Below are 26,014 nucleotides of genomic sequence, written 5' to 3'. Positions count from 1 at the left end.
CATGGCCCTCGCGCTCGACCGCATCCGGGTCGGCTCCGCCCCCGACTCCTGGGGCGTCTGGTTCCCCGACGACCCCCAGCAGGTGCCCTGGGAACGCTTCCTCGACGAAGTAGCCGAGGCAGGCTACTCCTGGATCGAACTCGGCCCGTACGGCTACCTCCCGACGGACCCGGCCCGGCTCACCGACGAGGTGGCCAAGCGGAACCTGAAGGTCTCCGCCGGCACCATCTTCTGCGGACTGCACCGCGGCCCCTCCGAGTGGGACTCCACCTGGGAGCAGGTCAGCAACGTGGCCGCGCTCACCCAGGCGATGAACGCCAAGCACCTGGTCGTCATCCCGTCCTTCTGGCGCGACGACAAGACCGCCGAGATTCTGGAGGCGCCGGAGCTCACCACCGAGCAGTGGCGCAACCTCACCACGGGCATGGAGCGCCTCGGTCGCGAGGTGAAGGACAAGTACGGCCTGGACATCGTCGTCCACCCGCACGCCGACACCCACATCGACACCGAGGCGCACGTCGAGCAGTTCCTCGACTCGACCGACTCCGACGCCGTCAACCTCTGCCTGGACACCGGGCACTACGCCTACTGCGGCGGCGACAGCGTCAAGCTGATCGAGACCTACGGCGAGCGCATCGGCTATCTGCACCTCAAGCAGGTCGACCCGGAGATCCTCGCCGACGTCGTCAAGAACGAGGTCCCGTTCGGCCCGGCCGTCGCGCGCGGTGTGATGTGCGAACCGCCCGCCGGTGTCCCGGAGCTGGGCCCCGTCCTCACGGCCGCCCAGAAGCTCGGTGTGGACCTGTTCGCCATCGTCGAGCAGGACATGTACCCCTGCGAGCCGGACAAGCCGCTGCCGATCGCGGTGCGCACCCGCAAGTTCCTGCGGTCCTGCGGCGCCTGACGACCCGAAAGGACGGCCATGACGGAGCGTGCCCCTCTGGGAGTCGCGGTCATCGGTACCGGAAGGATGGGCGCCGACCATGTGCGCCGCATCCACGAAGTCACCAGCGGAGCACGGGTGGCGGCCGTCGTGGACGTCGACGCGGAGCGCGCGAAGGCCGTCGCCGCCCGTGTCGGCGGCTGCACCGCCCACACCGACCCGGCTGCCGCGATGGCGGCGGCCGACGTGGACGCCGTCCTGATCGCCTCCCCGGGCCCGGCCCACGAGGCCACCCTCCTCGCCGCCTTCGAGCACGATCTGCCCGTCCTGTGCGAGAAGCCGCTCACCCCCGACGCGGCCTCCGCGCTGCGCGTCCTCGAAGCCGAACAGCGACTCGGCCACCGCCTGGTCCAGGTCGGCTTCATGCGCCGCTACGACCCCGAGTACGCGAAGCTGAAGGCCCTGCTGGCGACGGGTCAGCTGGGCCGTCCGCTCATGCTGCACAACCGGCACCGCAACGTCGCCAGCCCGCCCTTCTTCACCAGCTCCATGCTGATCAGCGACTCCGTCGCCCACGAGGCCGACGCGACCCGCTGGCTGCTGGGCCACGAGATCACCGCCGTCACGGTGCTGCGCCCCACCCCCTCGGCCAGCGCACCGGACGCCCTCCAGGACCCCCAGTTCGTCGTCTTCGAGACCGACGGCGGCGCCCTCAGCGACGTCGAGATCTTCGTCAACTGCGGCTTCGGCTACCAGGTCCAGGCCGAGGTCGTCTGCGAACGCGGCACCGCCCGCATCGGCGACGGCCACGCCCTGGTCACCAACATGGCCGGCCGCTGGGGCGGCACCATCGCCCAGGACTGGACCGAACGCTTCGAGACGGCCTACGACCAGGAGATCCAGACCTGGGTCGACGCCACCCGCCGCGGCGAGGTCACCGGCCCGAGCACCTGGGACGGCTACGCCGCGGCGGCGGTGTGCGAAGCGGGCGTGCGGGCACTTCAGGACGGGGGCCGCGTAGAGGTGGCGTTGGTGGAGAAGCCCGCCCTGTACCAGTGAGTCCCGCTTGATCAAGCCCTGTCTCACGCCTCTTACGACTTCCGCCCCGACTCCCAGTCGGGGCGGAAAGTCCGCAATCATCGTGAAGTGCGCCGCGCCAGGCGAGGCTTTACTCCATCACCACTTCTTGCAGGCAGTTCCGAGTATCTGCTGGTTGTCGACACGCTTGATCGACCCGCAGCTTCTGATTCCGACTCCCTTGGCGTATGTGGCATTGATTTTGAATTTGTGACTGCAGCTGCCCCCCGTGCTGCTGCCACCGCAAATCTTTGTGTGCGTCTTGGTCGGCGAGGTGGTGGCGTAATAGGTGAACTGATACTGGGCAGGGCCTTGGGGTTCCGGGATCCCGTGGATAGTGACAGAGTCGACGCGAGTACCGCTGCCGAAAATCACCATTTCCACGTTGCCGCCGGTGACCACCTCATCGGCGGCTGCCGGTGCGGACGCCATGGCCGTCATCGCCACTGCTGCGACCCCGGCACCGATTAGTCTCCTGGCCTTCACGTTGCTGCCTCCTTGTTTCCCCCTGACGCCACTTCCTGTGGCGCGCTGGCCAGTTGGAGGGTACATGAAATGATCTGCTGGGTGGCTGGTTCTCGGAAGATTGCGGGTGCCTTTTCGAAGGGAGGTCCGCCAATCCGAATCATTCGCCCCGGAGGATTTGATTAAATTTCTGGAGTGTCCGGGATATCCGTCACACCCAGGAATCGGAGTGCGTATTCGGGTTTGACTCGGAGGTGCCGGCTGAGTCGACTGCCGTACGGCGCCGGTCCGCGAGGCAGGCACCCACCGCCCGATCCAGGGCATCACCGTCAACTGCCCTCAACACACGCCCGATCGTCGCCGCCGACGCTCTCTCAGCCCGTGAGTGCCGTACGCGGACGCGGCTCGAACCCCGCCTCCCGGTAGCACGCGTCGATGAGTTCCATCGTCGTCACCGCGTCGTCCGCGTCCAGCGGCAGCGGAGCACCGCCCCGTACCCGGGCCGCGAACGCCTCCAGCTGGTACGTGTACGACGAGCGCGTGCCGAGCAGTTCCGTGCGCTCACCCTGCGGTGTGCGGATCACGATGCGGTCGTCCAGCTGGGGCAGGACGAAGTTCGGGGCCGTCGCCTCGCCCCGGGAGCCGATGATCCTGATGCCCATGTCCAGGCCGTCGTGGGCCATGTGGCAGCGGGCGGAGCCCGTCGCGCCACCGGGATACTCCAGGTCGGCGTCGAGCCATTCGTCGACACCGGGCGAGCCCGTGCGTTCACCGGCCCGGGCCGCGGTCGGGCGTGGGGCGCCGCCCGCCCAGGGGGCGAGCATCCGCAGCGCGTGCAGGCTGTAGCAGCCGAGGTCCATCAGGGCGCCGCCGGCCAGCGGCAGTGACCAGCGCGGGTCCGTGTCCGGCGGCGCGGCGATGGCGACCATCGCCTCGACGTGCCGCAGTTCGCCCAGCTCGCCCGAGGCGAGCAGCTCGTGGAGGCGGCGGGTGACGGGGTGGAAGAGGTAGTGGAAGGCCTCCATGAAGACCGTCCCTGACTTCCCGGCGGCCTGCCGTACCTCCGCCGCCTCCTGCGCGTTGCTCGCCGACGGCTTCTCCGACAGCACGTGCTTGCCGGCCGCGAGGGCGGCCAGGTTCCACGGGCCGTGCAGGCCGTTGGCGAGCGGGTTGTAGACGACGTCGACCTCGGGGTCGGCGATCAGCTCGGTGTACGAGCCCGCCACCCGCTCCACGCCGTGCCGGGCGGCGAACGCCTCGGCGCGGGGGCGGTCGCGGGCGGCCACCGCGACGAGGCGGTGGCCGGTCGCCCGGGCCGGGTCGATCAGGGAGCGTTCGGTGATCCGCGCGGCTCCCAGCACACCTATGCGCAGGGGCTCCCGGCCCGTGTCGCTCATGCCTGCCGTACCTCCTCGATCGTCACGGGACGGTGCTCGCGCAGGGACAGGGTGCACGCGTCGGCGATCCAGCCCGCCTCCAGGGCGTCCTCGATCGTGCAGGGGGAGGGGCGGGTGCCGGCGACGACCTCGGTGAACGCGGTCAGTTCGGCGCGGTAGGCGTCGGTGAAGCGGTCCATGAAGAAGTCGTGCGGCGTGCCCGCCGGGAAGGTCACCCCGGGCTCGACGGAGCGCAGCGGCAGCTTGTCCTCCAGGCCCACCGCGATGGAGTCCTGGAAGCCGTGGATCTCCATGCGGACGTCGTAACCCCGGGCGTTGTGGCGGGAGTTGGACACGACCGCGAGGGTGCCGTCGTCCAGGGTGAGGATCGCGCCGGTGGTGTCGGCGTCGCCGGCCTCCTTGATGAAGTCGGCGCCCCGGTTGCCGCCCACGGCGTACACCTCGGTCACCTCGCGGCCGGTCACCCAGCGGATGATGTCGAAGTCGTGCACCGAGCAGTCGCGGAAGATGCCCCCGGAGGCGGCGATGTACGCGGCCGGCGGCGGCGCCGGGTCCAGCGTGGTCGAGCGGACCGTGTGCAGCGTGCCGAGCTCACCGCTCTGCACGGCGGCCCGGGCGTTGACGAACCCGGCGTCGAAACGGCGGTTGTAGCCGATCTGGATCGGCACGTCCCGGCCGCGGACGGCCTTGAGCACCTCGACACCCTCGGCCATGGTCCGGGCGACTGGCTTCTCGCAGAAGACGGGGACACCGGCTTCGACACCGGCGAGGATCAGCGCGGGATGGGCGTCCGTGGCGGCCGCGACGACGATGCCGTCCACGCCGGCGGCCAGCAGCGCATCCGGGGAGTCCACGACGTCCGCCCCGAACCGCTCGGCGGCGGCCTTGGCGGCGTCCGCGAACGGGTCGGTGACGACGAGGGAGTCGACGGCGTCGAGTCCGGAGAGGGTCTCGGCGTGGAAGGCGCCGATGCGGCCGAGGCCGAGGATTCCGATACGCATGGGGGTGTTGCTCCTAGAGGAGGGGGAGGGTTGCTTGCGGAGAGGGCTCAGTCGAGTCCGCCGAGGACGTTCTGGTCCCAGTCGATGACCGATCCGGTGACCACCCCGGACCGGTCCGACAGCAGGAAGACCACGAAGTCGGCGATCTCGTCCGGCTGGCCGAGCTTGCCCATGGGCAGCTTCGCGGCGGCTTCGTCACGCCAGTCGTCCCCGGCCCCGTGGAAGGCCCGCTGCGTGGCGTCCTCGCCCTCCGTCGCCGTCCAGCCGATGTTGAGGCCGTTGATCCGGACCCGGTCCCAGCGGTGGGCGTGCGCGGCGTTGCGGGTCAGGCCGATCAGCCCCGCCTTGGCGGCGACGTACGGCGCCAGGAACGGCTGCCCGCCGTGGGCCGACGAGGTGATGATGTTGACGACCGTGCCGGGCGCCTCGCGCCCCACCATGTCCGCCACCGCCGCCTGCATCGCGAAGAACGGGCCCTTGAGGTTGATCCCGATGTGCTGGTCGAACAGCTCGGGCGTGGTGTCGAGCAGCGTGCCGCGGGAGGTCAGTCCGGCCGAGTTCACGAGGCAGTCGACCCGGCCGTACGTTTCCACGACCCGGGCCACCGAGGCCTTCGCCTGCTCGGCGTCGGACAGGTCGGCCCGCACGTACAGGGCCTTGCCGCCCGCGGCGGTCAGTTCCTCCACCAGGGCTTCGCCGGGCTCGGGACGCCGCCCGGTGACGGCCACGACCGCCCCTTCGCGCACCGCGGCCCGCGCGATGGCCGCGCCGACCCCCTGGCTTCCGCCGTTGACCAGGACGACCTTGTCGTCGAGTAGTCCCATCGGGTTCCTCAGCTCTCTCGCCGTTCGGCACCGGCCCGCAGCTCCGCCCGGAGCGCCTCCGGCGTCCATTCCTCGCGCAGCGCCCGCCGCATCAGATCCGCCTGCGAGGGCGGGGCCAGCCCGTCGACCGGCGGGTCGCTGTCGAGGTTGGTGGGGAAGGGGTAGCCCTCGGCGCTCGCCGCGACCACATGGTCCAGCCACGCCTGGTCGGCACCCTCGGCCTTGCGCCTGAGGAGGGCCGGGTACACCGCGTTGGACACCGCCTCCCGGTCCACCGTCTCCATGGCACGGCCGAACGGGGACGACACCTGGAGCAGGTTGGCCATGCGCCGGATGTCCGCGGAGCGGTTGGTGCCGGCCGCGTGGAACAGGGCCGGGTTGAAGAACACCGCGTCGCCCTTCGCGAGCGGCAGCTGCACCTGGTGCGCCTCGAAGTACGCCCGGAACTCCGGCAGCCGCCAGGCGAGATAGCCCGGCTCGTACTTCTGCGAGTGCGGCAGGTACATCGTCGGCCCGGACTCCACCGGCATGTCGCAGTGCGCGACCGCGCCCTGCAGCGTCAGCGCGGGGGAGAGGCGGTGCACGTGCGCCGGGTAGGCGGCGGCGACCTCGTTCGTCAGGAAGCCCAGGTGGTAGTCGCGGTGCGCGTCCTGCGCGGCGCCGCCCGGGTTGACCACGTTGAGCTGGGAGGTGACCTGGTAGCCGGGGCCCAGCCAGGCGGTGGCCACCAGGGCCAGGACCTCGTTCGCGTAGTAGTCGGCGAACGCCTCCGGGTCGCGGAGGGCCGCCTTCTCCAGCGCGTTCCACACCCGGTCGTTGGCGCCCGGCTTGGCGAAGTGGTCACCGGCGGCCGCGCCCGAGGCGCGCTGCTCGGCGATCAGCGCCTCGAACACGTCGGTGGCCCGGTCCACGACCCGGGGGTCGGGAAAGGCGCCGCGGAAGACCACGATGCCGGGCCCGTCGGCGAGCGCCCGCACCAGCTCGGCCTGGACCACCCGGTCGCCTTCGATCAGGCCGCAGTCGTAGACGGGCACGTTGCGCTCCACGGCGGACGCGTGCGGGTAGTCGGCGGGGTCGGTGGCCCGCTCGACCAGCGCGCGGAACGCGCCGAGATCGCAGTCCTGCTCGGACAGCCAGGCACGGTGGTGGACGGAAGTGAAGGACATCGTCGTCCTTTCGAGGTCACGGAGCGACGCAGCCCTGCCATTCTTGTCAGTACAAACACCTCGAACAACCAGCAGCGAGCCATCAAAAACCCCTCAAGGAGCCGGCGCATGGGCCACCCGTTCCCGATCCGGGAGATCGCACGGCAGGCGGGCCTGAGCGAGGCGACCGTCGACCGGGTGCTGAACGGCAGGGGAGGCGTGCGCGAGAGCACCGCACGGGAGGTCCGCCAGGCCATCGCCGACCTCGACCGGCAGCGCACCCAGGTCCGCCTCGTCGGCCGGACGTTCATGGTCGACATCGTGATGCAGGCGCCCGAACGGTTCACGACGGCCGTCCGTGCCGCCCTGGAGGCCGAGCTGCCGTCCCTGCGTCCGGCGGTGCTGCGCTCCCGCTTCCACTTCCGCGAGACCGGCCCGGCCGGGGAGCTGGTGCGGATCCTGGACCGCATCGCCCGGCGCGGCTCGCAGGGCGTGATCCTCAAGGCCCCGGATGTCCCCGAGGTCACCGCCGCGGTCGGCCGCCTCGAAGCCGCCGGCGTCCCGGTCGTGACGCTGGTGACCGACCTGCCCGCCAGCACCCGCCGCGCCTACGTCGGCATAGACGACCGGGCGGCGGGAGCGACGGCCGCCTACCTGATGGGCCAGTGGCTGGGCCGGCGCCCGGGCAACATCCTCACCAGCCTCAGCAGCGGCTTCTTCCGCAACGAGGAAGAGCGCGAGATGGGCTTCCGCAGCGCGATGCGCGCCCGGCACCCCGAGCGCACACTGGTCGAGATCGCCGAGGGGCAGGGCCTGGACGCCACCCAGTACGACCTCGTCCGGGCCGCACTGGAACGCGACCCGGACATCCGCGCGGTGTACTCGATCGGCGGCGGCAACATCGCGACACTGCGGGCCTTCGACGACCTCGGCCGCGACTGCGCGGTGTTCGTCGCGCACGACCTCGACCACGACAACACCCGGCTGCTGCGCGAGCACCGGCTGTCCGCCGTGCTCCACCACGACCTCCGCCAGGACGTCCGCGAGGCCTGCCACACCGTCATGCGCGCCCACGACGCGCTGCCCCCGGCGGGTCCGACCCTGCCGTCGGCGATCCAGGTGGTGACGCCGTACAACATGCCACCGCAGGCGGCCGTGTGATCCGGACGGCAAGGCCGGGCGTGGATACGGAAGCGGGGCCCGCACTGCGCCTACCGTCGGGCCCATGTGGACATCACGCCCGGACGGCGGGCCGGGCCGGTTGCTGGCGCTCGCCGACGGCGTGTTCGCCATCGCCATCACCCTGCTCGTCCTGGATCTCTACGTGCCCCGGGACCTGGAGCCCGACGAGTACCAGGAGGCCCTGCGCCGGGTGCTTCCCGACCTCGGGGCCTACGCGCTCAGCGTCGCGGTGCTCGGCAGCTACTGGCGCGACCACCGCAGGATCTTCCGCGGGGTGCGTGAGGTCGACGCGCAGGTGGTCGGCCTGTCCGTCGTCGGGTTCGGCGTCGCGGCCCTCGTGCCCTTCCCCACCCGGCTGCTTGCCGAGTACGGCGACCAGTCCCTGACGGTCGCCGTCTACGCCGGGGCGGTCGCCGCGCTCGGCGCCTGCCATGTGGCGATCGCGGCCGTCCTGGCCAGGCGCCCCTGGCTGCGCCACGGCACGCCCACCGACGCGACGACCCCGCTGTACCTCCTCGACAGCGCCACGATCGTGGTGGTCTTCCTCGTCACCGTGCCGCTGGTCTTCGTGACCGGCCCCGCCATCATGTGGCTGTGGCTCGTCCTCGTCCCGGTGAAGGTCTACCTGGGCCGACGCCTCCAGACCCGGGGCTGACGGACCGCTTCATGCCGCCCGGCCACCTGTGCCCGTATCGCTTCAGGCCGCCCGGCCACCTTCGCCCGTATCGCTTCAGGCCGCCCGGCCACCTTCGCCCGCGTACCGCTTCAGGCCGCCCGGCCGCCTGCGCCCGTATCGCTTCAGGCCCGCCCGGCCACCTGTGCCCACGTGCCGCTGCGCGCCGACCGTGCCATCGCGTCCAGCGCGGCCGCGCTGTGCACGGCGTCCGTGAGCGTCGCTCCGTGCGCGGTGCCCTCGGCGACCGACGTGAGGAAGCGGTACGCCTCGATGACCTTCAGGTCGTCGTACCCCATCGCGTTGGCCGCGCCCGGCTGGAAGGCGGCGAACTCCCCGTCGCCCGGGCCGACGTAGACCGTGGTGACGGACTGGTCCTGGTACGTCGTGCCGCGGCTGACGCCCAGCTCGTTCATGCGGCGGAAGTCCCAGAACACGGCTCCCTTCGTGCCGTGCACCTCGAAGCCGTAGTTGTTCTGCTCACCGACCGAGACCCGGCAGGCCTCCAGGACACCGCGCGCCCCGGAGGCGAAGCGCAGCAGGCAGCTGACGTAGTCCTCGTTCTCCACCGGGCCCAGTTCACCTCCGGCGGCGCGGCTGTGCCCCGCCGTGGCGCCGGCCGGGCGGGCCCGCTCCGGGAGGAAGACCGCCGTGTCGGCCGCGAGGGACGTGATGTCGCCCAGCAGGAACCGGGCCAGGTCAACGCCGTGCGAGGCCAGGTCGCCCAGCACCCCGCTGCCGCCCCGCTCCCGCTCGTACCGCCAGGTCAGCGCGGACTCGGGGTGGGCAGCGTAGTCGCTGAACAGCCGGACGCGGACGTGTGTGACCGTGCCGATCTCCCCGGAGGCGATCAGCTCGCGGGCCGCCTCGACAGCGGGCGCGTTGCGGTAGTTGAAGCCCACCGTGCCCTGCACACCCGCCGTGGCCACCGCGTCCGCCACCGCACGGGCGTCCTCGGCGGACAGACCCACCGGCTTCTCGATCCAGATGTGCTTGCCGGCCTCGGCCATGGCGACACCGATCTCGCGGTGCAGGAAGTTCGGCGCGGTGATGCTGACCGCCTTGACCCGCGGGTCGGCGGCCACCTCGCGCCAGTCGCGTGCCGTGGAGGCGAACCCGAACTGTGCGGCGGCCTCCTCCGCCCGGCCCGGCACCTCCTCCGCGACCGTCACCAGCTCCGGAACGAGGGGCAGCCGCGGATAGTGGTGGCGCACACGCGCGTACGCCTGGGTGTGCACCCGCCCCATCCAGCCGAATCCGACGACGGCTACGCCGAGCGTGTCCACCATGAGAGCCCCTCTTTGGACCGTTCCAGAACTTGTCCAGGCCACCCTGGGCGGGGTTTGCCGACGCTGTCAACCCTTTGACAAGCCCGTGCGCCACATGGAACGGTCCATCTCATGAGACAGCCGACGATCCGGGACGTGGCCGAACGAGCCGGTGTCTCCAAGTCGCTGGTCTCCCTCGTGCTGCGCGGCTCCGGCCAGGTACGGCCCGAGAAGCGGGACGCCGTGCTCCGGGCCGCCCAGGAGCTCGGCTACCGGCCCAACGCCGCCGCCCGGAGCCTCAGCGAGCAGCGGACCCTCCCTCCAGCCCTCGACGTCGCTCGAGCAGGGGGAACCCTCATGGTCGGTGTCCTCCTCAACGACCTGCGCAACCCCTGGTTCGTCGACCTCCTCGAAGGGCTGAACTCCCTGCTGCACGCCAACGGCCTGCACATGCTGCTGGCCGACGCCCGTCTCAACCGCCGCACCGGCCAGGATCCGGCCGACCCGCTGCTGGACCTGCGCGTCGACGGCCTGGTCGTGGTCGGCACGCTGCCCGACCCGGCGGCCCTCGGCGCGGTGGCCGAGCGGATCCCGGTCGTGCTGGCCGGCTCCCGCGAACCGGCACCGCCGGGCGTCGACGTCGTGGCGGGCGACGACGAGCGGGGCGCCCGGCTGGTCGCCGAGCACCTGATCGGCCTCGGGCACCGCCGTATCGCGCACATCGCGGGCTACGGCGTGGTGGGTGGGCTGCGGCGCGGCAGCTTCGAGGCGACCATGCGCCGGCACGGCCTCGCGGAGCTGGCGGTGGTCGAGCCGAGCGACATGACCGAGGAGGGCGGCTACCGCACGACCGTCCGGCTGCTCAGCGGCCCCGAACGGCCCACGGCCGTCTTCGCCGTCAACGACATGGCCGCCATCGGCGTGCTCTCGGCGGCCGAGGAGATGGGGCTGCGGGTCCCGCGCGACCTGTCCGTCGTCGGCTACGACAACACGAGCATCGCCCGGCTGCGGCACGTTTGGCTCACGACGGTCGACAACTCGAGCCACGAGGTCGGCCGCCGCGCGGCCCGCTGCCTCCTGGAGCGCTTCGTGGGCCCCGGCGGAGCCGGCCGCGTCCAACTCGCCACGCCCACCCTGGAGATCAGGGGGACGACGGCGCCGGCGCCCTGATCGCCCATCTCGCTCAGAGGTTGATCGCGTACGCCTTGCGCAGGGTCTCGTGCACCGTCCACGTCGTACGGTCGCCCTCGCGCAGGACGGCCAGGTCGCCGGGTCCGACCGTGAGCGTCGGTCCGCCCTCGACCTCGATCGTCGCCGAACCGCTGATCACGACGAACAGCTCGTCGGCCTCGGTGTCGGTGACCACGCCGGGCGTGATCTGCCAGACGCCCCGCATCCGACGGCCGTCCTCCGACTCCCAGACCACCTTGCCGGTCACCTCGGGCGTCCCGGAGACGATCTGCCCGGGTGCGAGGGGCTCGGGTTCGAGCTCGGCGTCGGGGATGTGCAGTACGAAGCTGTGCGTCATGCGGCGACCCTAGCCCCGGTGAGCGCAGGAGCGGCCTGGACAGAGTGTGGGGTGCCGGGCGGGCCCGCCGGACACACCGTCGTCCCTGCCGCTGAGGTCGCGAGCCCGGTTGGGACGGGAGCCCCCCGGCCCACCGCCTTTGTCCGTCTCAACCCCTATGCCCTGGTCGGGAGTTCTCGCGGACTCGCGTATTGTTTGCGGCATATGCCCGGGAGTTGAGATGTTCAGGGGCATGCGAGTGCGTGGGTGAAGGGGGAGCAGGACGTGGACGAGACGGGGCGACGACCCGCCCGGCGGACCGGGCTGTCGGGGGGAGCCGTCACGGCACTCCTGGCCGTGGCGGCCTGCGCCGGACACGCGACCAAGGCGAACCTCCCCTGGTGGGCCGTCCTCGCCGTCGCCGTCTCGACGGTGGGTCTCGCCGGCTGGACCCGGCGCCCGGACCGGCCGTCGGCGCGGGCCGGGGGAGGATTCCCCATGCGGTAGGGTTGACCTGCGTGATCGCGCGGTTCACCGAGCGATGCGCAACGGGACGTGGCGCAGCTTGGTAGCGCACTTGACTGGGGGTCAAGGGGTCGCAGGTTCAAATCCTGTCGTCCCGACTTTACGGAGTCGCGGGTCAGGGGTCGTTTTCAGAGGAGATCTGAAGCGACCCCTTGATCATTCTCGGGGGCCGGTTGGATACCAGAGCTCTTGACTGAGCTGGTCCCGTGCGTCAGCCCTTTTCTTCGTAGGGGCGGCGCCGTCCCCGGGCGGTCCCCTCTCGGCGGCCTGCCTCGGCAGCTCCCCAAGGCCAACGGGCCTTTCCCTCTGAGTCCGGACACCTTGGGCACCTGTGACGGATGCCCCGACGGCGGAGGTAGGTGACGGCAGGGCCCGTTGCTGTATCCCTCGTCGGCCCCGTTTCACCTCGCCGTGTCTGCCTCAGATCTGGCCAAATAAGTCCTTTGGTGTCATATGTCCTTGATGTTGCCTTGGGTGATCTTTAGTGTTCGCCGGGAGGTAAACACTGCGAGGCCCGAGCCCGTGCCACCGTCCGGAAGCGAGGTGTGGAGCGCGTGCACGCGAGGGGACATCCCAGAGGGACGCGATGGCTGCGGGCGTTCGCCGTACTGCCGTTGCTGGCGTCGGCGCTCGCCGCCTGTGGCAGTGACGAAGGCTCCGGCAGACCCACCCTCAACTGGTACAACTTCCCGGACGACTCCGGTGCGCTGCAGAAAGCGGCCGACCGGTGCAGCCAGGCGTCGGGCGGCCGCTACAGGATCAGCTACAACAAGCTCCCGCGCGCCGCCGACGGCCAGCGTCAGCAGATGGTCCGCAGGCTCGCCGCAGAGGACGACTCGCTCGACATCCTGGGCCTGGACGTCACCTGGGCGGCGGAGTTCGCCGAGGCGCGCTGGATCCGGGAATGGACGGGAGCGGCGAAGCGGCAGGCCGTCGAGGGCACTCTGCGCGTACCGCTGCAGACCTCGACCTGGAAGGGCAAGCTGTACGCCGTCCCGTACAACACCAACACCCAGCTCCTGTGGTACCGCAAGGACCTGGTGCCCACACCGCCCCGGACCTGGGCCGAGATGCTGGACATGGCCGGCGCCCTCGCCCGGCAGGGCAAACCGCACTTCGTCGAGATCCAGGGTGCCCAGTACGAGGGCCTGACCGCCTGGTTCAACACCCTGATCAACAGCGCGGGCGGCTCCATCCTCAACGCGAGCGCGACCGAGCCCTCCCTCGGTCCTCCCGCTGTGCGGGCCGCCGAAATCATGCGTGAGCTGGCGACGTCCCCGGCCGCGGACCCCTCCCTGCCCAACCAGATGGAGGACCAGAACCGCCTCGCCATGGAGTCGGGGGTGGCGGCGTTCGAGCTCAACTACCCGTTCGTCTATCCGTCGATGAAGGCGAACAACCCCGAGCTGTTCAAGAACTTCCGCTGGGCGCCGTACCCCCGGGTCGACGCGAACCGCCCGGCACGGCCCACCATCGGCGGCATCGACCTGGCGGTGAGCGCCTACTCGCGCCACCCCGACCTGGCCTTCGAGGCGGCGCTGTGCCTACGCAACCGGGAGAACCAGCTCACCGCCGCGCTCGAGGGCGGCCTGCCGCCCACCCTGCGCGCCCTGTACGACGAGCCCGCGTTCATGAAGGAGTACCCCTTCTCCGCGGAGGTGCTGGCCGCCCTGGAGTCGGCGAGCGTGCGCCCGATCACTCCGGTCTACCAGAACGTGTCGATCGCGGTCTCCCACACGCTGTCTCCGCCGTCCGGGATCAAACCGGAGAGCTCCGTCAACACCATCAGGGAGCAGATCGACGATGCCCTGCGATCCGAGGGTGTGATCCCGTGAACCACCACCTCCCGCACCACTTCGCCGCCCGGCGCCGCAGCGCGCGGGCCTCGTCCCCGGGCGGCCCGAGATGAGCACACGGGCGCAACCCGCCGGAACCCCACCGCCCCCCGAAGCGGAGACGGAGCAGAAGGGGCCGGACCGGGCGGCACTGTCGGCGGGCGCCCGGCAGGAGCGGCGGCTCGGCTGGCTGCTCTGCGCGCCCGCCGTCGTCGTCATGATCGCCGTGACCGCCTACCCCATCGGGTACGCCGTCTATCTGTCCCTCCAGCGGTACGACCTGCGCTTTCCGGGACGGGCTGAGTTCGTGGGCCTGAGCAACTACGGGGCGGTGCTGTCCTCCCCGTTCTGGTGGGACGCCTTCTGGGTCACGCTGTTCATCACCGCGGTGTCCGTGGCGATCGAACTGGTCCTGGGAATGGGGCTCGCCCTGGTGATGCACCGCACGATCTTCTGGCGCGGCGTCGTCCGCACGTCGGTCCTCGTTCCCTATGGGATCGTCACCGTGGTCGCCGCCTTCTCCTGGCAGTACGCCTGGACCCCGGACCTCGGATACCTCGCCGAGTTGCTGCCCAGCGGAGAGGCTCCGCTGACCGAGCAGTGGCCCGCCCTCTGGCTGATCATCCTCGCCGAGGTGTGGAAGACGACGCCGTTCATGGCCCTGCTGCTGCTCGCGGGCCTAGCGCTGGTCCCCGAGGAGACCCTCAAGGCGGCCATGGTGGACGGTGCCACCGCCTGGCAGCGCTTCACCAAGATCATGCTGCCGCTGATGAAACCGGCCATCCTGGTGGCCCTGCTCTTCCGCACACTGGACGCGTTCCGGATCTTCGACAACATCTACATCCTGACCGCGGGCGCCCAGGGGACCGGCTCTCTGTCGATCCTCGGGTACGACAACCTGTTCACCGCGCTGAACCTCGGCATCGGGTCGGCGATCTCGGTCCTGATCTTCATCTGCGTCGGGATCATCGCCTTCACCTTCGTCAAACTGTTCGGCGCCGCCGCACCCGGCGCGGAGGTGAAGCGCTGATGGCCGCCGTGGGAAAGACACATGCCGCCCGATGGGGCGTCCTGAACGTGGTGGTGGTGCTGTACGCCCTGTTCCCGGTGTGGTGGATCGCCGCGCTGTCGTTCAAGGACCCCGGCACCCTGACGGACGGTGACTACATCCCCCGGGACTGGACCTGGGAGAACTACCGGGGCATCTTCGAGACCGCCGAGTTCACCCGTGCGCTGATCAACTCGATCGGCATCGCCCTGATCGCCACGGTGATCGCGGTGGCCCTGGGCACCATGGCCGCCTACGCGGTGGCCCGGCTGCGGTTCCCCGGAAAGCGGGTACTCATCGGCATGTCACTGCTGATCGCCATGTTCCCGCCGATCTCCCTGGTGTCACCGCTGTTCAACATCGAGCGGATCATCGGGATCTTCGACACCTGGATCGGGCTGATCATCCCGTACATGACCTTCTCCCTGCCCCTCGCGATCTACACCCTGTCGGCGTTCTTCCGGGAGATCCCCTGGGATCTGGAGAAGGCCGCCAAGGTCGACGGGGCGACGCCCGCGCAGGCCTTTCGGCTGGTCATCGCGCCGCTGGCCGCGCCGGGCGTGTTCACCACGGCCATTCTCGTGTTCATCTTCTGCTGGAACGACTTCCTGTTCGCGATCTCGCTGACGTCCACTGAGTCCGCGCGCACCGTGCCCGCCGCGATCGCGTTCTTCACCGGGAGTTCCCAGTTCCAGCAGCCCACAGGGTCGATCGCCGCCGCCGCTGTGGTCATCACCATCCCGATCATCGTTTTCGTCCTGCTCTTCCAGCGGCGGATCGTCGCCGGACTGACCTCCGGGGCAGTCAAGGGCTGAACGGGGAAGGCAAGGAGGCACCATCCATGGCCGAGATCATCCTTGAGGGAGTCACCAAGCGCTTTCCCGACGGGTCCCTCGCCGTGAAGGACGTGGACCTCGAGATCGCCGACGGCGAGTTCGTGATCCTGGTCGGTCCGTCGGGATGCGGCAAGTCCACCACCCTGAACATGATCGCCGGACTCGAGGACATCACGGAGGGCACCCTGCGCATCGGAGACCGCGTCGTCAACGACCTGGCTCCCAAGGAACGCGACGTCGCCATGGTGTTCCAGAGCTACGCCCTGTATCCGCACATGAGCGTCCGGGAGAACATGGGCTTCCCGCTGCGCCTGGCCAAGGTGGACAAGGACACCATCGACGCCAAGGTGACGCACGCCGCCCAAATCCTCGATCTGAGCGAGCACTTGGACCGCAAGCCCGCCAACCTCTCGGGCGGTCAGCGCCAGCGGGTGGCCATGGGGCGGGCGATCGTCCGTGATCCCAAGGCGTTCCTGATGGACGAGCCGCTGTCCAACCTGGACGCAAAACTCCGGGTCCAGATGCGCACCCAGATCTCCCGGCTGCAGCGGAGCCTCGGCACGACCACCGTGTACGTCACTCACGACCAGACCGAGGCGATGACGCTGGGCGACCGCGTCGTGGTCATGAGACAGGGCCTGGTCCAGCAGATCGGCACACCTGCCGAGCTGTACGACCTGCCGCGCAACATCTTCGTCGCGGGCTTCATCGGCTCCCCGGCGATGAACTTCCTGAACGCCACTCTGGAGGGCGGTGCCCTGCGCTCACCCCTGGGCGACCTGGCCCTCGACGACCGTACGAGGCAGGCGCTGGAACGCCAGAACGCGCCCCGCGAGGTCATCGTCGGGCTGCGACCGGAGGCATTCGAGGACGTGGCCCTGTCACATGACCGGGGCCGGACGGGCCCGGTCGTCACCGCCACCGTGGAGGTGCTGGAGTCGCTGGGCTCCGATGCGTACGTCTACTTCGCCGCGGAGGGCGGGCCAGCGACGACCACCGAACTGGAGGAGCTCGCCAAGGACTCGGGCCTGCGCGACACCGGCGCCGACACCACTCACCTCGTGGCCCGCCTGGACGCCGCCACGCGTGCCCGCGAGGGAGAACCGGTGGAGCTGCGGGTCGACATGGCCAAGGCTCACGTGTTCGACCCGGCGACCGGAGCGAACCTCACGCATCCGGTGCGGGCGGACTGATGAGGCTCCACGTGGCCGAGCCGGGCCACCACCGTGATGCAGGCCACCCGTGTGCATCCGCATCGTGTGTGTTTGCCGTCGCGTCGGCTGGAAAGTGGCTCTGTAGTCACCGGACGCGACAATCCGGTGAACAGTGACCGAAAGCCGGAAAGAGGAGGTTCGATGTCGTCGAAGCGACGTCGCAAGAAGAAGGCCCGCCGCAAGAACGGCGCGAACCACGGCAGCCGTCCGCAGTCCTGAGGAGCTTTGCGGGCGCGCCGGCGCTTCGGGTGGGTGGCAGGTGCCACGCACCCGTTTGCGTTCGCAGGCACGGTACGGCTGTCGATCGCTCGGTGGTGTCACAGGCGGGCGGCACCTCGCCCGGCCGACCGCCGCCGGCCGCCGGCACATGGCGTGGTCGGGGACGTCACCCACCCCCATGGGCGACGTCCCCGACCGCTCCCCCGGTGCCGGACTGTGGCTCAGGTGCCCGCGCGGCGGATCCGTGCCGTCACCAGCACATCACCGCCGCCCCGCCGCTCCCCCAGGCGGAGTACAGGCGTACGCGGACGACGTAGCGGCGGCCCCTGACGAGCCGGACGCCGATCGTGGCGTTGTGCGGAGTTCCCCCGTCGTCCCGGCCGGCGAGGTAGCGGGGCTCCCCGTCCCGCTCCTCGAAGAGCACCATGACGGCGTCGCAGTCGCCGAAGGTGCCCAGCGTGTACGTGCGGGTCTCCGGCGGGTCGATCTCGAAGTCCGCCTGCTCGCCGGGGCCGACGCCGAGCGGTGCCGAACGGAACGGCACCAGCGCGGGCGAACCCTGCGGATGCGCCGGCGGATACCAGCGCAGCACGGCCTCCTTGTCGGCGGCCGACAGGGTGCCGGGCGGGTTCAGGCCACCGCGGTACTCCTCCGGCTCCAGGATCAGACCCGGCGCGAACGGAAACTCCATGATCGACTGCGGGTCCCAGGCGGAGCCGTTGGCCTCGTCCGGGCCGAGCTTGCGCAGAACGTTGCAGTGCGTCCGCTCCCGGCTCCAGTGGTGCGGCGGGCCCGCCAGTTCGGCGTAGACGGCCTCGTCGTCCCAATGGATGCCCGCGAACGGGCTCTGGTGCTCGTGCTGCAGGCCGAGCGCGTGCCCGATCTCGTGCAGCGCCGTCCCGCGCTCCCCGGGCGCGGTCAGGTCCCAGCCGAAGTTCATGGTGCGGTCCTGCCCGCCGGCCGACAGCGCGTCCCGGCCCACCCTCGACCAGGAGCCGCCGCCGGCCTGGAACCCGATGCGCAGTTCGGCCTCCGAGCGGTCTCCGACCTCGGTGAAGGTGATCCCGATGCCGAGGTCCTGCCACTCCCGGAAACACGCGCGCACCACGTCACGCTGTTCCTCGGCGCCGGCCCACGCCACCCGTCGCGTCATCCCCCTCCCCGGCACGGGGATGACGGACGCGTCGGCGTCACCGTCGAAGAACCAGTAGTGCACGACGGTGCCGTTGACCCACATCCGCCGCCCGCTCACGAGCGCGCTCAGCCGCTCGGCCGCCAGCCCCGGTGCGAAGGCGGGCGCCGGCGCCTGTGCCAGCGAGCAGTAGCGTGCGGTCATGGGACACAGCCTGCCCTGCGGCCCGCCCCGGCGCCTGAGTCGGGGGCTACTCAAGTCGCCCTGTATCAAAGGTGAGTAGCCGCGCTCATGTCTGTGTGATGACTTACGAGAGGGACGCGACGACGCTGGAGCTGCCCTGGCCGTTCGCCGGGCGGGAGGACGAACGGGAGCTGGTCCGCCGGTCGTTGACCGGTGTGCGGCGCGGCATCGTCGTGACGGGCCCGGCGGGCTGCGGGAAGACCCGCCTCGTCACCGAGGCGATCCGCGGCACCGACTGCGCCCGGGCGGCCGGCACGCCCGAGAGCCGGACCGTCCCGTTCGCCGCGTTCGCCCATCTGCTGCCCGAGTCGGTCACGCTGCACCGCGCGGTCCGGCTGCTGTCCGGCGTCCGCACGCTGCTGGTGGACGACGCGCACCTCCTCGACGGCGCCTCAGCCGCCCTGGTGCATCAGCTCGCCGTGCACGGGCGCACCCGGCTGCTGGTCGTCGCCACCGACGGCCCGCCCGTGCCCGCCGCGGTCTCCCGGCTGTGGACCGGTGAACTCCTGCCGCGCCTGGCGCTGGAGCCACTGCCCGAGGAGGAGACAGGCCGGTTGCTCACGGCCGGTGCCGGCCCTCTCGACGCGCTCACCCTCAACCGGCTGCTCCGCCTGAGCCGGGGCGACCTGAGGCTGCTGCGCGACCTGCTGGGGGCGGTGCGCGGGCAGCTGACCCCGGTCCCGGACACCGGCGAACGTGCGTGGCGGGGCCCGGTCCCGCTGACCGCGGCCGTACGAGAACGCACCGCCCCCGTCCTCCGCCGGACCTGCCGCCTCGAACGCGAGACTCTCGACCGCATCGCCTTCGCCGAGCCCCTGCCCCCGGACCTGGACACCCTGGACCTCGGGGTGCTCGAAGGGCTGGAGTCGGACGGCCTGATCGAGGTCGACGACCGCGGTGCCGTCCGGCTCGCCCACCCTCTGTACGGGCCGGTGCTCCGGGCCGCGGCCGGCCGGCTCCGGGCCCGTCGGCTGGCCCGGGCACCGCAGGAGTACGCCGCCGCCCTCGACGCCGAGTGCTCGGCCCTGACCCGCCGGATCGACCGGGCCGACGTACGGACGACGGCCACACCGGTGGGGGAGTGGCAGGTCGCCGAGGGCGGACCGTTGCCTGCCGGGTACGCCGCGGTGCGCGCCCACTACGCGCGGCTGCGCGGGGAGGTGCGGGAGGCCGCGGCCTGGGCCCGGGAAGGCCTGCGGAGCAACCCCGGCGACGCCTCCTGCCTGGCGGAGCTCCACCGCGCGGCAGCGGTGGACAGCCCGGGCGACCTCGGCCCGGAGACGCTCACCGACCCCTACGACGCCGTCCGCCTCGGCGCCCCCGAGAAGGCCATCGGCCGGCTCGACGGCGTCTTCGCCCGGCACGCCGACGCGCTCACCCGCGCCGACGGCCAGGACCTGGACGAGGTGGCCGGGGAACTGGAGCGGCGCGGCTTCCTGCTGTTCGCCGCCGAAGCGCATGCCCAGGCCGTACGCGCCCACCGCGATCCGCGCGCCGCCCGGCACTCCCGTACCCGGGCCGTCGCCCTGGCCCGGCGCTGCCAGGGTGCCGGCACCCCCGCGCTGTCCGGACTGGTCCTCGGAGAACTCACCGCCCGGCAGCGGCAGATCGTCACACTCGCCGCGGCCGGCCTGACCAACCGGCAGATCGCCGAACGCCTCACCCTGTCGGTCCGCACGGTCGGCAACCACCTGTACAGCGCCTACGCCCGGCTCGGCGCGAGCGACCGCGGCGCCCTGCCGCTGCCGGCCCGCGTGCCGCAGGCCCAGCCGGCCTGAGTCGGGCCCCCAGGATCGGCGGCCTGACCCGAACGGGGGACGGGTCAGGCCGCCCCGAACGCTTCAGCCTGTCGGTCCGCACCGGATGCATCGATCTGTGTCCGGCGCGTGCGACCGCGGCGCTCTGCCGTGTTGCGGGCCTACGTGCCGCGGGCCCAGCCACGACCGGCGCCCTGCCGTGGCCGGCCCGCGTGCCGCAGGCCCAGTCACGACCGGCGCCCTGCCGTGGCCGGCCCGCGTGCCGCAGGCCCAGCCGGCCTGAGCCGGGCTCCAGGACCGGCGGGGACGGGTCAGGCCGCCCCGAACGCCGAGAACGCCCACCCCGTGGCCTGGTGCAGGGCGTCGCCCGGCTGGGAGGCCCGGGCATCGCGCAGCGCCTCCGCCAGGGACAGCCCGGCGTCGAGGCCCTTGTGCAGCGCCAGCATTAGCGGCACCACCGCGGCGTCGTTCACGGGTGCGCTGCACGCCACCACCCCGGCCGTGCCGAGCGGCAGCAACGCCGTGACCAGGCCGAGCAGTTCGTCGGCGCCGACCGAGGCGAGGCGGGCGGTGTCGCAGCAGGACAGGATGATCCGGTAGGGGCTGCGGTCCAGCCGCTCGAAGTCGTGCACGACGATCGGCCCGTCGGCCATCCGCAGGGAGGAGAACAGCGGGCTGTCCGCACGGAACGTGCCGTGCGCGGCGATGTGCGCCAGCGCCGCCCCGTCCAGCTCCTCCAGCACCCGTGGCACCCGCGCCTCGTCCTCCTCCAGGACCGTCGCACAGCCGTACCGGCCGGCCAGCTCGGGCACCTCGGCTCCACCGGTCGCCAGGCCCGGACCGCGCACCAGCACATGGCAGCCGTCCGGCGGCGGGGCGGTCTCCCGGGCCCGCAGCCAGCTGCCCGCCGACGGCGACACACTGAGCACCCGCTCCCGCAGCGACGGCAGCACTGCCCACGGCACCCGGTGCAGCCGCCCCGGCGGCACGATCACCACCGGGCCGCCGCCCAGGTGTGCCGCGGCCGGTCCGAGGAGCAGTTCCTCCAACCGCCGCCCAGCCGCCTCCACCACCGGGAGCCGGGCCTCCGCCCCGGGGTGGGCCAGCCGCCGCAGCCCGGCCTGTACGTGCTCGGCCTCGGTCTCCGCCTCGGCGAGCAGCCCGGCCTCGAACCGGCGTACCCGTCCCCGCCCGCACAGCAGTACCTGCACCCGCCCGTCGAGCACGGCGAGTTCCACCAGCAGGACCCCGTCGCCCAGCCGCTCCAGCAGCCGGCCGACGTCGAACCGGTCCCCGTCGCCGAGCGCCTCGCCCCGTATGTGCAGGGTCCGGGAGCGGATCTCCCGCTCCAGGCGCCGCTGTTCACGCTCCAGCGCCGGGACCGGCCTGCCCTCCATCCGGGCGGCCTCCGCACGCGAGGCGATCTCACGGAAGGCGGTCATGCCGCTGAGCAGCTCCGGGTCGGCGGGCGGCCTCGTCGGCGGGGTGGACAGCACGGTGGCCCGCCAGCGCTCGCTCCACACCAGCAGCCGCCGCGGCCCGCCGGAGACCAGACTGGCCCGCTGCGCCAACGCCGCCAGCTCCGCGCCCTGTTCGGTGGCACGGGCCCGTAGCTCCGAAGCGCCCAGCGTCATCCGGTGGTCGTCCAGCACGTCCAGACCGCGCCGGCAGGCCTCCAGCACACCCCGGGCCGACCCGGCGGCCTGCGCCCGCAGCGCCTGTGCCGCCCAGCCCGTCATCCGGGCCAGCGGCGGACCGCTGCGCCGGCTGCGCGCCGCCACGGCCAAGTGCCGCTCCGCGTCCGCCGTCCAGCCCAGGTCCAGCGCGATCCGGCCCGCGAGCAGCGACGCCTCCGGCGCGGCCGGGGCGCCGAAGGAGGCCAGCTTCCCGGCCACCGCGGCGGCGTCGGCGACCAGCCGCCCCGAGCCGCGCCCAGCCGCGTGCCGCGCCTCGATGAGCACCAGCCGGGCGTGCGTCTCCCACCAGGTGCGCCGCTGCCCGGCGAACAGCCGCACCGCGAGGGCCGCGCGGGCGATCGCGGTGTGCGCGTCGCCGGCCAGTCTCGCGGCCCGTGCGGCGGCCAGCAGCAGCTCCGCCTTGCGGGTGGACTGCCCGCCGATCCCGTCCAGTTTCCCGGTCGCCGCGTCCGCCTCGGCCAGCGCCTCCGGTGCGAGACCGGCCGCCATCAGCACCTCGCAGCGCCGGATGTTCAGCATGAACGTCGGCGTGCCGAGCCGGGCGTACCGCTCCTCCGCCTCGTCCAGCAGCCGCAGCGCCACCGGCACGTCCCCGGACCGGAACGCGGCCAGGCCCCGGCTCTCCACCGCGTCGGCCTTGTCGTGCTCCTGGCCGGTGGTGTCCCACAGTGCCTCGGCCGCGGTGAAGTCCGCCTCCGCCCGTTCCACCGACCCCAGCGCCAGATGCACGGTGGCCCGCAGGGTCAGCGCCCGCGCCGTCCAGATCACGTCCTCCGCCTGCCGCAGCACCGGCACCGCCCGGCGCACGTCCTCCAGTGCCTCGCGATGGTGACCGAGCACCCACCAGACGTAAGCCCGCCGGTACAGCACCCGCGCCCTGGTGTGCCCGCCGCCGCGCGCGACACCCCGCTCGAACGCCGCCAATCCCTCCCGGGTGCGGCCCGCGTGCACCAGCGCCACGCCCAGCGTGGCCAGCACGTCCGCCTCCCGGTCGGCCGAGTCCGCGCGCGCGGCGCAATCCCGGGCCCGCCGCAGATGGTGCAGCGCGAGCCGCAGATCGCCGAAGTCACGCTGCCAGATGCCGATCACCTGGTGGGCGACGGAGGCGGCCGACGGGGACGGATCGGCGTCGAGCAGCGCCCGGGCCCTCGCGAGAGCCTCGCCCGGGTCGGCGAACACCATGGGCAGCAGTTCCGTAACCGAGTCGCTTCCCGCTGTCACGCCTCGGATGGTAGTGGTCCGGGAGCGCACCCCACAGGTGCCGCGTGTATCAAGGGACGGCGTCGTGGCTCTGTATGACGACCGCTCAGCGGCACCGACCGACGCCGTCGCACCAACGGGAGGACCCGCCATGGCACCTCAGCGATTCCACGAGCAGTTCGACCAGATCCAGCGCTCGATGCCGGACGTCCCCCTGGCGATGGGCCCGGACGACTCGGCGGAGTTCATGTACGAGAAGGGTGTGGTCCTCGTCCGCGACGGCGAGGAGGCGCGGATCGTCGAGGACACGGTACGGGCGCACTTCACGGCGGCACCCGACCTCGACCAGGAGCAGATCCGCCGCGCGGGCCCGCAGGCCAACCGCAGCGGCATCACCCGCATCCGCGTCGGCGACCCGGGGGAGGGCGGCCGGGACACCGACCGCGCCGTCGCCCGCGCCCTGCGCTCCGTCCGGGAGCACGAGTCCCGGGCCGGACACCGGATGGTCGCCCGCAACCACGTCGTGCACATCGCGGTCAACGCCTGCCCCGGCGACGAACCCGTCCCCGCCCCGCTCAGCGAGCCACCCAATCCGGCCGCCGCCGGCACACCCCACGACCCGGACACGGCCGTCGGCGTCCTCGTCGTCGACACCGGCCTCATGCACGACTACCGCGCCTGCGGCCTGCTCTCCCACACCGGCGGCGACGCCCAGGTCCAGGAGTGCGACGACCAGGGCGTCCTCCAGCAGTACGTCGGACACGGCACGTTCATCGCCGGGCTCGTCGCCGCCGTCGCGCCCAACACCGACATCACCGTGCGCGGCAGCCTCAACGACGCGGGTGCCATCCTGGAGTCGGAGTTCGGCGAGAGGCTCTTCGAGGCCGTGGACGCCGGGGGCTGGCCCGACGTGCTCAGCCTCTCCGCCGGAACCTCCAACGGCCGCACCGACGGCCTGCTCGGCGTCGAGAACTTCATGCGGGAACTGCGCGAACAGCGCACCCTGCTGGTCGCCGCCGCGGGCAACAACGCCAGCGCCGCGCCGTTCTGGCCCGCCGCCTACGCCGATCTGCCCGGCTGGGAGGACTCCGTCCTGTCGGTCGGCGCGCTGCGCAGCGACGGCGAGTCCGGCGCCTGCTTCACCAACCACGGCCCCTGGGTGAAGGTCTACGCCCCCGGAGAGCGCCTCACCAGCGCCCTCACCGGCTTCGACGCACCCGTCCCGTACGTGTACCAGCACTCCACGTACGAGGCCTGCCGTTACGGCTTCTCCTACGGCTGCACCTGTCGGCATCCCCGCCACAGCGGTGTGCTGAGCGACGAGGGCAACGCCGCCAAGCCGGACCAGGTGATGTTCGAGGGATACGCGCAGTGGAGCGGCACCTCCTTCGCCACCCCCGTGACCGCCGGCCTGGTCGCCGCCCACATGACGGCGCACGAGGAGACCGACCCGCGGGCGGCCCGGCGGCAACTCCTCGCCGCCGACGCGGAGGTCGCGCAGGTGCGTGGCGCGCGGGTTCCGGCGCTGCGTCCGCCCACCTGGCGCCCGGTGCCGGTGGTGCGCCTCGGCCCCGGGCTGTGAGGGCCGGAGCCGCCCCCTCCACGGCGTACGATGACGTGCCGTATCCGAGGGGTGGAACCGCCGTGGACCGTACTGATGCCGCCGCGCTCGTCCAGGCAGCCGCCGACGGTGACGCGGCGGCCTGGAAATCGCTCGTGGAAGGGCTGAGCCCGCTGGTCTGGTCCGTCGTCCGGGCCCACCGGCTCTCCGACGCGGACGCCCACGAGGTCTACCAGACGGCCTGGTTCCGCTTCGCCCAGCACCTCGGGCGGATCCGCGAGCCCGGCAAGGCGGGCGCGTGGCTGGCCAGCACCGCGCGCCACGAGTGCCTGAAGGTCATCCGCAGTGCGCAGCGGCTGACCCTCACGGACGATCCGCGGCTGCTGGACCGGGTCAGCGAGGACGGCACGCCCGAACAGTCGCTTCTCGACGCGGAGGAGGCCGCCGCGCAGAGCGAACGCGTCCGGCGGCTGTGGCAGGAGTTCGAGGAACTCGGCGAGCGGTGCAGGCAGTTGCTGCGCGTGCTGATGGCCACGCCGCCGCCCAGCTACCAGGACGTGTCCGCCGCGCTCGGGATCGCGGTGGGCAGCATCGGGCCGCTGCGCCAGCGCTGTCTGCGGCGTCTGCGGGCCCGGCTAGAGGCACGGGGGGCGATGTGAACGACATGAACGGCGACAGGTACGACGACGACCTGGACGACCTCGACCCGCACGATCCGTACGACGACGACCTGTCCGGCGAAGAGGACCGGGGCGACGAGGAGTTCGACGCCCAGATCCTGGAGGAGGAGCTGCGGCAGGCCGCCGCCGTCCTCGACCCGGTGCCGGCGGAGCTCCAGCAGATCGCCGTCGACGCCTATGCGCTGCACGACCTCGACGCGCGCGTGGCCGAGCTGACCTTCGACTCGCTGGTCGACGCCCTCCCGGTCCGGGGCCTCACCGATGTGCCCCGGATGCTGACCTTCCGGGCCGGTGAGGTGACCGTCGACGTCGAGGTGACCGCGCAGGGGCTGATGGGCCAGGTGCTGCCGCCGCAGCCCGCCCGCATCGAGGTCCTCGGCGGGCCGCGGCCCGGATCCCCGCTCATGGCCGACGACCTGGGCCGCTTCACCGGCGACGCGCCGCCGACCGGGCCGTTCGCCCTGCGGTTGCGCACCGGCGGGGACGTGGTGGTGACGGAGTGGCTGCGGGCCTAAGGCCTGTCGTTTGGATCACGCCGCAGACGCGGGGTCTGGCACGCACATCTGCCGCGTTGTCGTCGGTTGCCGACTCCCCCACGCTCGGCTGCGCTCGCGCGGGAGGGACCCCCATCGCGTCGACGCCCTC

At 72.0% G+C, this 26,014-nt stretch carries 24 protein-coding genes and 1 tRNA gene; 16 read left to right on the top strand and 9 right to left on the bottom strand.

The genetic code is table 11. The features are described 5' to 3' along the window. Position 1: 1 nt before the first annotated feature. Both ACFY9S_RS11340 and ACFY9S_RS11335 read left to right on the top strand, forming a co-directional pair. Positions 2–904: a sugar phosphate isomerase/epimerase gene (locus ACFY9S_RS11340; protein WP_358277435.1), complete on the top strand. Its 903-nt coding sequence runs from the start codon at positions 2–4 to the stop codon at positions 902–904. A gap of 18 nt (positions 905–922) precedes the next feature. Further along, on the top strand, positions 923–1,942 hold the full coding sequence (locus ACFY9S_RS11335) for a Gfo/Idh/MocA family oxidoreductase (protein ID WP_391125827.1): 1,020 nt from the start codon (positions 923–925) through the stop codon (positions 1,940–1,942). Between the two features lie 117 nt (positions 1,943–2,059). Here ACFY9S_RS11335 and ACFY9S_RS11330 read toward each other — a convergent pair whose 3' ends face one another. The 5 genes from ACFY9S_RS11330 to ACFY9S_RS11310 all read right to left on the bottom strand — a co-directional run bounded on the left by ACFY9S_RS11330 (position 2,060) and on the right by ACFY9S_RS11310 (position 6,813). Next, positions 2,060–2,446, bottom strand: a complete 387-nt coding sequence (locus tag ACFY9S_RS11330) for a hypothetical protein (protein WP_391125824.1) — start codon at positions 2,444–2,446, stop codon at positions 2,060–2,062. A 353-nt stretch (positions 2,447–2,799) separates the two neighbouring features. Then, positions 2,800–3,822 carry a Gfo/Idh/MocA family oxidoreductase gene (locus tag ACFY9S_RS11325; protein WP_391125821.1) on the bottom strand — a complete coding sequence of 341 codons (1,023 nt, stop codon included), beginning with the start codon at positions 3,820–3,822 and terminating at the stop codon, positions 2,800–2,802. Continuing rightward, positions 3,819–4,823 carry a Gfo/Idh/MocA family oxidoreductase gene (locus ACFY9S_RS11320; RefSeq protein ID WP_391125818.1) on the bottom strand — a complete coding sequence of 335 codons (1,005 nt, stop codon included), beginning with the start codon at positions 4,821–4,823 and terminating at the stop codon, positions 3,819–3,821. The genes ACFY9S_RS11325 and ACFY9S_RS11320 overlap by 4 nt, the downstream gene beginning before the upstream one ends. Positions 4,824–4,870: 47 nt before the next feature. Further along, on the bottom strand, positions 4,871–5,647 hold the full coding sequence (locus tag ACFY9S_RS11315) for an oxidoreductase (protein ID WP_391125815.1): 777 nt from the start codon (positions 5,645–5,647) through the stop codon (positions 4,871–4,873). Between the two features lie 8 nt (positions 5,648–5,655). Beyond that, positions 5,656–6,813 carry a phytanoyl-CoA dioxygenase family protein gene (locus tag ACFY9S_RS11310; RefSeq protein ID WP_391125812.1) on the bottom strand — a complete coding sequence of 386 codons (1,158 nt, stop codon included), beginning with the start codon at positions 6,811–6,813 and terminating at the stop codon, positions 5,656–5,658. A gap of 108 nt (positions 6,814–6,921) precedes the next feature. Between ACFY9S_RS11310 and ACFY9S_RS11305 the strand changes: the two genes are divergently transcribed. Both ACFY9S_RS11305 and ACFY9S_RS11300 read left to right on the top strand, forming a co-directional pair. After that, positions 6,922–7,953: a substrate-binding domain-containing protein gene (locus tag ACFY9S_RS11305; protein ID WP_391125810.1), complete on the top strand. Its 1,032-nt coding sequence runs from the start codon at positions 6,922–6,924 to the stop codon at positions 7,951–7,953. Between the two features lie 64 nt (positions 7,954–8,017). Further along, positions 8,018–8,629 carry a TMEM175 family protein gene (locus ACFY9S_RS11300; protein ID WP_391125807.1) on the top strand — a complete coding sequence of 204 codons (612 nt, stop codon included), beginning with the start codon at positions 8,018–8,020 and terminating at the stop codon, positions 8,627–8,629. Between the two features lie 143 nt (positions 8,630–8,772). On the opposite strand, the gene ACFY9S_RS11295 is transcribed toward ACFY9S_RS11300, so the two are convergent. Continuing rightward, positions 8,773–9,936 carry a Gfo/Idh/MocA family oxidoreductase gene (locus tag ACFY9S_RS11295; RefSeq protein WP_391125804.1) on the bottom strand — a complete coding sequence of 388 codons (1,164 nt, stop codon included), beginning with the start codon at positions 9,934–9,936 and terminating at the stop codon, positions 8,773–8,775. Between the two features lie 111 nt (positions 9,937–10,047). Between ACFY9S_RS11295 and ACFY9S_RS11290 the strand changes: the two genes are divergently transcribed. Then, entirely contained in the window at positions 10,048–11,085 is a 1,038-nt protein-coding gene (locus ACFY9S_RS11290; protein WP_391125801.1) for a substrate-binding domain-containing protein, read from the top strand. 13 nt (positions 11,086–11,098) lie between these two features. On the opposite strand, the gene ACFY9S_RS11285 is transcribed toward ACFY9S_RS11290, so the two are convergent. Beyond that, the gene (locus tag ACFY9S_RS11285; RefSeq protein ID WP_391125798.1) at positions 11,099–11,443 is read right to left on the bottom strand and encodes a cupin domain-containing protein; all 345 of its coding nucleotides are present in this window, start codon (positions 11,441–11,443) and stop codon (positions 11,099–11,101) included. Between the two features lie 264 nt (positions 11,444–11,707). Here ACFY9S_RS11285 and ACFY9S_RS11280 point away from each other — a divergent pair, with 264 nt between their 5' ends. The 7 genes from ACFY9S_RS11280 to ACFY9S_RS11250 all read left to right on the top strand — a co-directional run bounded on the left by ACFY9S_RS11280 (position 11,708) and on the right by ACFY9S_RS11250 (position 17,099). Then, a complete protein-coding gene (locus ACFY9S_RS11280) occupies positions 11,708–11,929 on the top strand; it encodes a hypothetical protein (protein ID WP_391125795.1) in 222 nt (73 codons plus the stop codon). Positions 11,930–11,971: 42 nt separating this feature from the next. After that, a tRNA-Pro gene (locus ACFY9S_RS11275) sits at positions 11,972–12,045 on the top strand. Positions 12,046–12,501: 456 nt separating this feature from the next. After that, complete coding sequence (locus ACFY9S_RS11270) at positions 12,502–13,782, top strand: extracellular solute-binding protein (protein ID WP_391125793.1); 1,281 nt, start codon at positions 12,502–12,504, stop codon at positions 13,780–13,782. Between the two features lie 70 nt (positions 13,783–13,852). After that, a complete protein-coding gene (locus ACFY9S_RS11265) occupies positions 13,853–14,812 on the top strand; it encodes an ABC transporter permease subunit (protein ID WP_391125790.1) in 960 nt (319 codons plus the stop codon). Next, the gene (locus ACFY9S_RS11260) at positions 14,812–15,645 is read left to right on the top strand and encodes a carbohydrate ABC transporter permease (RefSeq protein WP_142156932.1); all 834 of its coding nucleotides are present in this window, start codon (positions 14,812–14,814) and stop codon (positions 15,643–15,645) included. The genes ACFY9S_RS11265 and ACFY9S_RS11260 overlap by 1 nt, the downstream gene beginning before the upstream one ends. Before the next feature lie 26 nt (positions 15,646–15,671). Then, a complete protein-coding gene (locus ACFY9S_RS11255) occupies positions 15,672–16,859 on the top strand; it encodes a sn-glycerol-3-phosphate ABC transporter ATP-binding protein UgpC (protein ID WP_391125787.1) in 1,188 nt (395 codons plus the stop codon). A 162-nt stretch (positions 16,860–17,021) separates the two neighbouring features. Continuing rightward, positions 17,022–17,099, top strand: a complete 78-nt coding sequence (locus tag ACFY9S_RS11250) for a 50S ribosomal protein bL37 (RefSeq protein WP_370443954.1) — start codon at positions 17,022–17,024, stop codon at positions 17,097–17,099. A 250-nt stretch (positions 17,100–17,349) separates the two neighbouring features. On the opposite strand, the gene ACFY9S_RS11245 is transcribed toward ACFY9S_RS11250, so the two are convergent. Further along, a complete protein-coding gene (locus ACFY9S_RS11245; protein WP_391125784.1) occupies positions 17,350–18,435 on the bottom strand; it encodes a M12 family metallopeptidase in 1,086 nt (361 codons plus the stop codon). Positions 18,436–18,533: 98 nt separating this feature from the next. Here ACFY9S_RS11245 and ACFY9S_RS11240 point away from each other — a divergent pair, with 98 nt between their 5' ends. Further along, a complete protein-coding gene (locus tag ACFY9S_RS11240; RefSeq protein ID WP_391125781.1) occupies positions 18,534–20,252 on the top strand; it encodes a LuxR C-terminal-related transcriptional regulator in 1,719 nt (572 codons plus the stop codon). Positions 20,253–20,542: 290 nt separating this feature from the next. On the opposite strand, the gene ACFY9S_RS11235 is transcribed toward ACFY9S_RS11240, so the two are convergent. Beyond that, positions 20,543–23,110, bottom strand: a complete 2,568-nt coding sequence (locus ACFY9S_RS11235; RefSeq protein WP_391126589.1) for a CHAT domain-containing protein — start codon at positions 23,108–23,110, stop codon at positions 20,543–20,545. Positions 23,111–23,279: 169 nt separating this feature from the next. Here ACFY9S_RS11235 and ACFY9S_RS11230 point away from each other — a divergent pair, with 169 nt between their 5' ends. From ACFY9S_RS11230 to ACFY9S_RS11220, 3 genes are all read left to right on the top strand, one after another. Next, positions 23,280–24,710, top strand: a complete 1,431-nt coding sequence (locus ACFY9S_RS11230; RefSeq protein ID WP_391125778.1) for a S8 family serine peptidase — start codon at positions 23,280–23,282, stop codon at positions 24,708–24,710. Between the two features lie 62 nt (positions 24,711–24,772). After that, positions 24,773–25,348, top strand: coding sequence for a sigma-70 family RNA polymerase sigma factor (locus ACFY9S_RS11225; protein ID WP_391125775.1), 576 nt, complete (start codon positions 24,773–24,775; stop codon positions 25,346–25,348). Between the two features lie 5 nt (positions 25,349–25,353). Further along, positions 25,354–25,884 (top strand): hypothetical protein, encoded by a 531-nt coding sequence (locus ACFY9S_RS11220; protein ID WP_391125772.1) that lies wholly within the window; start codon positions 25,354–25,356, stop codon positions 25,882–25,884. The last annotated feature ends 130 nt before the right edge of the window (positions 25,885–26,014 follow it).

This window comes from Streptomyces sp. NPDC012474 (assembly GCF_042955185.1).
In the GTDB taxonomy this organism is placed as follows: Bacteria; Actinomycetota; Actinomycetes; order Streptomycetales; family Streptomycetaceae; genus Streptomyces; species Streptomyces cahuitamycinicus.
The sequence above is the reverse complement of the archived record's forward strand: the minus strand, read 5'-3'. Positions and strand labels throughout refer to the sequence as shown.

Coding starts and splice junctions, on each gene's coding strand:
- ACFY9S_RS11340 (WP_358277435.1), top strand. CDS start 2: ATGGCCCTCGCGCTCGACCGCATCCGGGTCGGCTCCGCCCCCGACTCC.
- ACFY9S_RS11305 (WP_391125810.1), top strand. CDS start 6,922: ATGGGCCACCCGTTCCCGATCCGGGAGATCGCACGGCAGGCGGGCCTG.
- ACFY9S_RS11245 (WP_391125784.1), bottom strand. CDS start 18,435: ATGACCGCACGCTACTGCTCGCTGGCACAGGCGCCGGCGCCCGCCTTC.
- ACFY9S_RS11310 (WP_391125812.1), bottom strand. CDS start 6,813: ATGTCCTTCACTTCCGTCCACCACCGTGCCTGGCTGTCCGAGCAGGAC.
- ACFY9S_RS11295 (WP_391125804.1), bottom strand. CDS start 9,936: ATGGTGGACACGCTCGGCGTAGCCGTCGTCGGATTCGGCTGGATGGGG.
- ACFY9S_RS11250 (WP_370443954.1), top strand. CDS start 17,022: ATGTCGTCGAAGCGACGTCGCAAGAAGAAGGCCCGCCGCAAGAACGGC.
- ACFY9S_RS11265 (WP_391125790.1), top strand. CDS start 13,853: ATGAGCACACGGGCGCAACCCGCCGGAACCCCACCGCCCCCCGAAGCG.
- ACFY9S_RS11255 (WP_391125787.1), top strand. CDS start 15,672: ATGGCCGAGATCATCCTTGAGGGAGTCACCAAGCGCTTTCCCGACGGG.
- ACFY9S_RS11285 (WP_391125798.1), bottom strand. CDS start 11,443: ATGACGCACAGCTTCGTACTGCACATCCCCGACGCCGAGCTCGAACCC.
- ACFY9S_RS11320 (WP_391125818.1), bottom strand. CDS start 4,823: ATGCGTATCGGAATCCTCGGCCTCGGCCGCATCGGCGCCTTCCACGCC.
- ACFY9S_RS11230 (WP_391125778.1), top strand. CDS start 23,280: ATGGCACCTCAGCGATTCCACGAGCAGTTCGACCAGATCCAGCGCTCG.
- ACFY9S_RS11260 (WP_142156932.1), top strand. CDS start 14,812: ATGGCCGCCGTGGGAAAGACACATGCCGCCCGATGGGGCGTCCTGAAC.
- ACFY9S_RS11235 (WP_391126589.1), bottom strand. CDS start 23,110: ATGGTGTTCGCCGACCCGGGCGAGGCTCTCGCGAGGGCCCGGGCGCTG.
- ACFY9S_RS11220 (WP_391125772.1), top strand. CDS start 25,354: ATGAACGGCGACAGGTACGACGACGACCTGGACGACCTCGACCCGCAC.
- ACFY9S_RS11240 (WP_391125781.1), top strand. CDS start 18,534: ATGACTTACGAGAGGGACGCGACGACGCTGGAGCTGCCCTGGCCGTTC.
- ACFY9S_RS11300 (WP_391125807.1), top strand. CDS start 8,018: ATGTGGACATCACGCCCGGACGGCGGGCCGGGCCGGTTGCTGGCGCTC.
- ACFY9S_RS11315 (WP_391125815.1), bottom strand. CDS start 5,647: ATGGGACTACTCGACGACAAGGTCGTCCTGGTCAACGGCGGAAGCCAG.
- ACFY9S_RS11290 (WP_391125801.1), top strand. CDS start 10,048: ATGAGACAGCCGACGATCCGGGACGTGGCCGAACGAGCCGGTGTCTCC.
- ACFY9S_RS11325 (WP_391125821.1), bottom strand. CDS start 3,822: ATGAGCGACACGGGCCGGGAGCCCCTGCGCATAGGTGTGCTGGGAGCC.
- ACFY9S_RS11335 (WP_391125827.1), top strand. CDS start 923: ATGACGGAGCGTGCCCCTCTGGGAGTCGCGGTCATCGGTACCGGAAGG.